The following is a 7,374-nucleotide window of genomic DNA, read 5'->3' on the forward strand; positions in this document are numbered from 1 at the left end:
GGACGTTGAATGACCCGTCGATATGGAGTGACCAAGGCTGTGCGCCAGAGCCTGCTGGCCACGCTCTTGCTGCCTGGGCTGGCGCTGGCTGAGCCGGTGCTGGATCTGCAATACAGCACCTTCTACAGCCAGATGAAGACCTTTGCCAAAGGGGAGTTTGGTCACGCCAGACTGGGTTTTTATCTGACCGATCCGCAAAATGGTCAGCGCTGCGGCCTCACCTTTGCCCGGGTTGCAACCGACAGCAAGGAGTTGGCGGGCGAGGTAACGGTTGATAGCGAACTGCGCCTGCCTTTTGATGAGGATCTCAACCTCGACAAGGGGATCGTGACCGTCGGCCTGAAAGAAGAGCACGCCACTTGCGATATGACGGTACAGGTGATGGCCGATGCGCCGAACGGTCCCGAGCTGCCGCTGGCCGAGCTGGCGGCCCGTCAGCAGCAGATGCAGTTGCTGCTCGACAAGATGGCGGGCATGGTCGGCAAGCACTTCCTGCCGAAGATGGAAGGGGTACGCATTACCCTGGTGCAGCAGAGCGGAACAGCTTATCTGATTGATGGCGCCCGTCAGGAGGCGCTGCCCTGGCAGGAAGGCCATCTGCTGCTGAGCAATGAGCAACTGGCCGCGTTCGCCACCGGGCAACTGCGCCTGCAGGGTGAGGTGCTGCGACTGACCCCCTGGTTGCATAAAGGGTGAGATCGGTCGCGCTGTCACCGCAGTGACAGGCCAATCCAGAAAGCAAAAAGGAGCGATGATCGCTCCTTTTTTATTGCGTGGCGTTTGCCTTGTGAGCGCGGCTTAGCGCACTTCAATCACATCCAGCATGTCCATCTCGTCGATATCCAGCAGCGGCGCCTTTGGCATCTCGGGCGGATCAAACGCCTTGTCGCCGCCATCTATGATGCCGGAGTCGCGGTTGATGCTCTTGAAGTCAAACAGCTTGTGGTCGAGCAGGTGGCTCGGGATCACGTCCTGAATAGCGGTGAACATGGTCTCGATACGACCGGGGAAGCGGCGATCCCAATCCTGCATCATCTGCTTGATGGCCTGACGCTGCAGGTTCTCCTGTGAGCCGCACAGGTTGCACGGAATGATGGGGAAGGCTTTGACATCGGCGTAGCGGATCAGATCCTTCTCTTTGCAGTAGGCCAGCGGGCGGATCACCACGTTCTTGCCATCGTCGCTCACCAGCTTGGGCGGCATGGACTTGAGCTTGCCACCGTAGAACATGTTGAGGAACAGGGTCTCGAGGATGTCATCGCGGTGGTGGCCAAGGGCAATCTTGGTGCAACCCAGCTCCTGGGCGGTGCGGTAGAGAATACCGCGGCGCAGCCGTGAGCAGAGAGAGCAGGTAGTTTTGCCTTCCGGTACCTTCTCCTTGACGATGGAGTAGGTATCCTCTTCGACAATCTTGTACTCGATGCCGAGGGAATCCAGATACTCGGGCAGCACATGTTCGGGGAAACCGGGCTGCTTCTGATCCAGGTTGACGGCAACCAGATCGAAATGGATGGGGGCGCTGGCTTTGAGGCTCATCAGTATGTCGAGCATACCGAAGCTGTCCTTGCCGCCGGAGAGGCAGACCATGACCTTGTCGCCCTCTTCAATCATGTTGAAGTCGGCAATGGCCTGACCCACGTTGCGCCGCAGGCGCTTCTGCAGTTTGTTAAAACTGTATTTTTCTTTGGCGTTCAGCTCTTCTAGCATGCTCGTAAAACCCGGGACACAAATAAGCGCGTTATTATAGCCATGTCCCGGGGGAGGGCAAGGTGCCAGGCACCTTATGATTGATTGCGACGACTGTCGACCGGGCAGCTGTAGTCGGCCGGTTTGAGGATCAGGATGTCGCAGGAGAGACGGTCAATCACATGTTCGGCAGTATTGCCGAGCAGAGCAGCAGAAAGCCCGGTACGGCCGACGCAGCCCATGATCATCAGGGTCGCCTTGAGCTCTTCGGCCATATCCGGCAACACCTCTTCCGGTAGTCCTTCAGCAACCCGGGTCCAGAGATGACCGATCCCGAACTTGTCGGCATGGCTCAGCAGCAGGCTTTCGTGGTGTTTGCGGATAGCTTCGTTGTAGGCGTTGGGATCAAACTCCGGCAGCTCGATGGCCACGTTGACCGGGGTGCCCGGGTAGGTGTTGACCAGATAGAGGTTGGAGCCCAGCAGCTCGGCGATGTCGCTTCCCTCCTGGGTGATCCGTTCGTTGAGCAGTTTCTGATCCGGATCGTCGCTTGAGCAGTTGATGGCGGCGATGATGTTGCCGCCCCGTTGCCAGTGACCCTCTTTGACCAGCAGCACCGGACAGGGGCATTTGCGCAGCAGGTGCCAGTCGGTGGGGGTAAAGATGAAGGTTTGCAGGAAGCTGTGATGATGAGTGGCTTTGACCACCAGATCGTGGCGCTGCTCCAGCACTTCCTGAATGACGCACTCGAAGGGGCGATTGTGCCAGACTACTTTCACCTCGCATTCGATCCCCTGTGCCCGATAGGGGGTCAGGATCTCGTCCAGCCACTCACGTCGCTGTGAAATGACGCCGTCGCGCATCTCTTGCCGCTCGTCCACCGAGAGCATGGCGGTCATTTCATACGAGAAGTCATAGATGGTGAGCAGCAGGGTCAGATGGGCGTTTTCGTCCAGCTCGGCGACTTTGACTGCCCGTTCGAGGGCGATTTGACGCTCCTCTTCTGGATTGATAACCACCAGAATATTCTGATATTTGACCATCTTCTCCTCCTTGGAAAAGTCCAATGACAGCAGAATCTTAGCCATTACAGCTTAGCGCAGGAGGAGGGTATGGGGAACGTACCGGATCACATTCCAGAGGAAAGGATCCGGCAGGGAAAGCAGGAGAAAAGTGAGAGGGTAAGCGGAAAAATCAGCCGCAGGGTGGGCGAGTGGCACCGGCCATCATGCCAAGGGCGACTTGATCCAGCACGGTAATGTATTTGCCTTTGACGCTGATGAGACCGGACTTCTGGAAGCGGCCAAGCAGACGACTGATGGTCTCGACGGTCAGTCCCAGATAGTTGCCAATGTCACCACGGGTCATGGAGAGACGGAACTCCTTGGCGGAGAAACCGCGCTCGGAGAAGCGTACCGACAAATTGTGCAGGAAGGCGGCGAGGCGCTCTTCGGCATTCTTCTTGGAGAGCAGCAGGATCATCTCCTGATCGCCCATGATTTCGCTGCTCATCAGACGCATGATCTGCTGGCGCAGTTTGGGCATCTTGCCGGAGAGATCATCCAGCACTTCAAAGGGGATCTCGCACACCATGGCCGTTTCCAGCGCCTGGGCGAAGGAGGGGTGGGCCTGCTTGTTGATGGCATCAAAACCGACCAGATCGCCAGCCAAGTGGAATGCAGTGATCTGCTCATCCCCTTGCTCGGTGATGGTGTAAGACTTAATGGTCCCGGAACGGATGGCATAGAGCGATTTGAACTCATCGCCAGCCTTGAACAGCTCTTCACCCTTCTGGATCGGCTTCTTGCGCTCGATGATGCTGTCCAGCTGATCAAGCTCGTTGTCGTTCAGAGTGAAGGGAATACAGAGCTGACTGATGCTGCAATCCTGGCAATGAATTGCACAGCCACCGCTCTGGATACGTCTGCCAGGTTTCTTTTCCGGGATCATAGGCTCATACGAATAATTGATTTATATCAAACAAGTTTACCATCAACTCATCCGTTTTGGATAGGGTTTCAAAAGGAAGCAATGCCAATCCAGAAGGTATGCACCCCGAACAAAATGAGCAGCAGGGCACCGCCAAGGCGCAAACTGCGCAGGGTTAGCCAGTATCTCAGGCGATCGGCAAGCCCCCCCAACGCAAACAGGGTGGGCAGGGTGCCGAGACCAAAAAAGAGCATGATGAGCGCCCCGCCACTGGCCGAACCGGCCGCTGCGCTCCAGGTCAGCATGGAGTAGACCAGCCCGCAGGGGAGCCAGCCCCACACCATGCCAAAGGGCAGTGCCTGCACAGGTGAAGTGAAGGGGATAAATTTGCCCGCCAGCGGTTTGATACGGGGCCAAAGTCTGGCGCCGAGCCGCTCCAGCAGCAAGATCCCTTGCCACCAGCCCGCCAGATAGAGACCAAGCGCAATCATCAATAATGCCGCCACCAGGCGTAAGCCGGCAATAGCGTGTTTGCCTGCGCCCAGCTCGCTGGTGGTGGCGAGCAGGCCGCCCACCAGTGCACCTGCAATGACATAGCCCAGGATCCGGCCGAGGTTGTAGTTGAGCAGATAGGCGAGTCGCCCCCAAAAATGCTGCTTGTTGGCGGGGATCGCCATGGAGAGCGCGGCGGAGACGCCCCCGCACATGCCGATACAGTGGGCAGAGCCTGCCAGTCCGACCAGCAGGGCGCCGGCCAGATCAAGGTTGTGGGTCATGGTCAGCAGGCTTTACGGGTTTGTGGGCAGGTTGCTCTTCGTCAAACAGGATGTTGGAACCCTGCCGGTCGAGATCCTCGAACTGCTCGGAGCGAATGGCCCAGAAGAAGACGACCCCGGCGATGATCACAAACAGAATAGCGATGGGGATCAGGACAAAAATTATGTTCATGGGAGGTACCTTGGCGTTCATCCTTGGCAAGCGTCCCCTATGGTAACCCTGTTCGGGCAGGGGGCCAGCCGCTATCAGTGAGAAATGTGGCCTGCATCGGAGGCAGGCCACATTTTCAGCTATTTTCCGCCACCAGCCTCATCGGTTGAGGCGCATGGAGTTGGTTACCACGATGAGTGAGCTGAGCGACATGCCCGCCGCCGCCAGATAGGGGGGCAGCCAGCCGCAGGCCGCCAGCGGCAGCACCAGCAGGTTGTAACCGATGGACCAGGCGAAGTTCTCGATGATGATCTTGCGGGTACGCATTGCCAGCACTCTGGCCTCGAGCAGTCGGCTCAGGTCATCGGCCAGCAGGATGGCATCGGCGCTGTTTTTCGCCAGATCGGTGCCACCAGCCATGGCGAACGAGGCGTGCGCCCCGGCCAGTACCGGGGCGTCGTTGATGCCATCGCCCACCATGATGCTGATATCTCCTTGGGCTTCCCGTGCCTTGAGGTAGGCCAGCTTGCCATCGGGTGAGACCCCCTTGACCAGCTCATCCACGCCCAGCTCGCGGGCAATCTCGTCTGCCTGCAAAGAGCTGTCGCCAGTCAGCACGGTAGTTTGCAGACCGGCCGCCTTGAATGCCGCGATCAGCGCCCTGGCATCGGGGCGCAGGGTATCTTCCAGATTGAAGCGGGCCAAGACCTGCTGCTCGTCGGCCAGATAGATAGCCAGACCGCGGCCGCATTCTTGCGCCGGATCCAGCCCAAGCCAGCGGGCACTGCCGATGCGGTAGCGTACGCCATTCACCAGAGCTGTGATGCCGTGACCGATGACCGGGGTGATCTCGCGGGCGGATGGCAGTACGGCGATGCTGCCGGCGGGCAGCCGGAAGGCGCGAGCTATGGGGTGTTCGGATTGCGCCTCCATGGCCCGGGCGATGGCGAGGCATTGCGTCTCGTCCATCTCTGCCAAGGTGGTGGTGCCGGTCAGACTGATCTCACCTGTGGTCAGGGTGCCAGTCTTGTCCATCACGATCCGGTTGGCCTTGGTCAGCACGTCCAGCACATGACCACGGCGCAGCAGAATGCCGTTGCGGGTCAGATTGGCGGTGGCCGAGGTTAGCGCCGTCGGGGTGGCCAGCGACAGGGCACAGGGGCAAGTGGCAACCAGCACGGCGAGGGTGACCCAGAACGCCTGATCCGGTTGATGGAAGTGCCAGAAGGTCCAGACCGCGGCGGCAATGATCAGCAGCACCAGAATAAAGTGGCGCGACAGCTGATCCGCCATCTGGGCGATGGCCGGTTTGTCGTCGAGGGCGTGATCCTGCAGCCGCATGATCTGGGCGATCCGAGACTCTTCGATACGGTGGCTGACCCGGATCTGCAGCGGGGCATCCGTGTTGATGGTGCCGGCATAGACCTGATCGCCTAGCTGTTTGAGCAGGGGCAGCTGTTCACCGGTCAGCATGGATTCGTTGAGGCTGGCTTGCCCTTCGACAATGATGCCGTCCGCCGGCAAGGTGGCGCCAGCAAGCACCCGTACCCGATCGCCGACCTGCAAGGTCTTGGCCGCTACCTCATGTTCCCCTTCCTCATCGATGCGGGTCGCCATGATGGGCACCAGTCGCGCCAGATTGGAGCTTGATTCCGACGCCTTGCGCCGGGCCCGCAACTCGAGAAAGCGCCCCAGCAGCAGGAAGAAGACGAACATGGTGATGGAGTCGTAATAGACCTCACCGGTATTGAACACAGTGGCCCACATGGAGGCGATAAAAGCCCCGATCAGCGCCAGCGACACCGACACATCCATCGACAGGTGACCCTGTTTCAGGCTGCGCCAGGCGCCCACGTAAAAGGGCTGGGCCGAATAGATCATGATGGGGGTGGAAAGTAACAGGCTTATCCACTTGAAGTAGACCATGAACTCATCTTCAACGCTGATGAAGAGATCCATGTAGAGGGCCACGGCGCACATCATCACCTGCATTGAGCCCAGCCCTGCCAGTGCCAGCCGGAACATATAGCTGCGCACCTCTTTGGCGTAGAGCGCCTCCTGTTGATGGGTCTGGAACGGGTAGGCACGATAGCCGATCTGGGCGAATCCCTTGAGAATGTCACTCAGGGATAGCTGGTCCGGATCCCACTTGATGCGAGCCCGGTGGGTGGTGGTGTTGACGTTGATGTAGCGCAGGCCCGTCAGTGTCATCAGGTGGCGTTCGATAAGCCAGGCACAGGCGGCGCAGGTGAGCCCTTCTACTGTCAGCTGGATTTCGCGAAGGGTACCGCTGTCGGTGACAAACTCCTGTTGCACTTCTGCCAGATCGTAGTGGGTGAGGGCGGCCAGCTCCTCGGGCACCAGATCGCCCTTGGTGCCGGGAGCGGTGCGGTGATCGTAGTAACTGGCGAGGCCGCACTCCATGATGGTCTCTGCCACAGCCTGACAACCGGGGCAGCACATGGGGCGAACAATCCCCTTTATCTCGAGGGAATAGCCACTATTGGTGGGTACCGGCTCGCCACAGTGAAAGCAGGGGGTCATGATTGATGCCCCCCTGAATGCAGAATGCAAGCAGCAGAGGAGCTGGCGAGAACCGGCTCGCCACAGTGAGAACAGCCGGTCATGGCTTAGCGTCCTTTCGGGTCGAGTTCGACAGGGGCCAGGGTGGGCAGCTGGACGGTCTCTTGCAATCGCCACTCATGATCAAAGGCATCGACCCGAATGTGCCACTTGCCGACCAGCGGCTTGTCGAAATGGAGGCGATAGGTGCCGCTCGCATCGGCGGTGATCATGTGTTCGCTGTCCTGACCGGCCAAGGTCGGGTGGAAC

At 59.1% G+C, this 7,374-nt stretch carries 8 protein-coding genes; 1 reads left to right on the forward strand and 7 read right to left on the reverse strand.

The window, feature by feature from the left end:
• Positions 1-9: 9 nt before the first annotated feature.
• Positions 10-696: a DUF2987 domain-containing protein gene (locus DBR30_RS13980; RefSeq protein WP_108542129.1), complete on the forward strand. Its 687-nt coding sequence runs from the start codon at positions 10-12 to the stop codon at positions 694-696.
• A gap of 102 nt (positions 697-798) precedes the next feature.
• Here DBR30_RS13980 and ttcA read toward each other — a convergent pair whose 3' ends face one another.
• The 7 genes from ttcA to DBR30_RS14015 form a co-directional block, all read right to left on the reverse strand.
• The gene (gene ttcA, locus DBR30_RS13985; protein ID WP_005336634.1) at positions 799-1,707 is read right to left on the reverse strand and encodes a tRNA 2-thiocytidine(32) synthetase TtcA; all 909 of its coding nucleotides are present in this window, start codon (positions 1,705-1,707) and stop codon (positions 799-801) included.
• A gap of 74 nt (positions 1,708-1,781) precedes the next feature.
• Positions 1,782-2,729, reverse strand: a complete 948-nt coding sequence (uspE, locus tag DBR30_RS13990) for a universal stress protein UspE (protein ID WP_005345417.1) — start codon at positions 2,727-2,729, stop codon at positions 1,782-1,784.
• 151 nt (positions 2,730-2,880) lie between these two features.
• Positions 2,881-3,636 (reverse strand): FNR family transcription factor, encoded by a 756-nt coding sequence (locus tag DBR30_RS13995; protein ID WP_005351934.1) that lies wholly within the window; start codon positions 3,634-3,636, stop codon positions 2,881-2,883.
• Between the two features lie 68 nt (positions 3,637-3,704).
• The gene (locus tag DBR30_RS14000) at positions 3,705-4,391 is read right to left on the reverse strand and encodes a sulfite exporter TauE/SafE family protein (protein WP_108542130.1); all 687 of its coding nucleotides are present in this window, start codon (positions 4,389-4,391) and stop codon (positions 3,705-3,707) included.
• A complete protein-coding gene (gene ccoS / locus DBR30_RS14005) occupies positions 4,375-4,563 on the reverse strand; it encodes a cbb3-type cytochrome oxidase assembly protein CcoS (protein ID WP_005336630.1) in 189 nt (62 codons plus the stop codon). The genes DBR30_RS14000 and ccoS overlap by 17 nt, the downstream gene beginning before the upstream one ends.
• Before the next feature lie 138 nt (positions 4,564-4,701).
• Positions 4,702-7,086, reverse strand: a complete 2,385-nt coding sequence (locus tag DBR30_RS14010) for a heavy metal translocating P-type ATPase (RefSeq protein WP_108542131.1) — start codon at positions 7,084-7,086, stop codon at positions 4,702-4,704.
• An 86-nt stretch (positions 7,087-7,172) separates the two neighbouring features.
• A partial coding sequence (locus DBR30_RS14015; protein WP_181363585.1) for a FixH family protein occupies positions 7,173-7,374 on the reverse strand: 202 nt, incomplete at its 5' end.

The organism is Aeromonas sp. HMWF017, from assembly GCF_003061465.1.
GTDB classification, from domain to species: Bacteria; Pseudomonadota; Gammaproteobacteria; order Enterobacterales; family Aeromonadaceae; genus Aeromonas; species Aeromonas veronii.

What these genes read in the sequence shown, in the direction of transcription:
- uspE (WP_005345417.1), bottom strand. Translation starts at nt 2,729, where the DNA reads ATGGTCAAATATCAGAATATTCTGGTGGTTATCAATCCAGAAGAGGAG.
- DBR30_RS14010 (WP_108542131.1), bottom strand. Translation starts at nt 7,086, where the DNA reads ATGACCCCCTGCTTTCACTGTGGCGAGCCGGTACCCACCAATAGTGGC.
- DBR30_RS14000 (WP_108542130.1), bottom strand. Translation starts at nt 4,391, where the DNA reads ATGACCCACAACCTTGATCTGGCCGGCGCCCTGCTGGTCGGACTGGCA.
- ccoS (WP_005336630.1), bottom strand. Translation starts at nt 4,563, where the DNA reads ATGAACATAATTTTTGTCCTGATCCCCATCGCTATTCTGTTTGTGATC.
- DBR30_RS13995 (WP_005351934.1), bottom strand. Translation starts at nt 3,636, where the DNA reads ATGATCCCGGAAAAGAAACCTGGCAGACGTATCCAGAGCGGTGGCTGT.
- ttcA (WP_005336634.1), bottom strand. Translation starts at nt 1,707, where the DNA reads ATGCTAGAAGAGCTGAACGCCAAAGAAAAATACAGTTTTAACAAACTG.
- DBR30_RS13980 (WP_108542129.1), top strand. Translation starts at nt 10, where the DNA reads ATGACCCGTCGATATGGAGTGACCAAGGCTGTGCGCCAGAGCCTGCTG.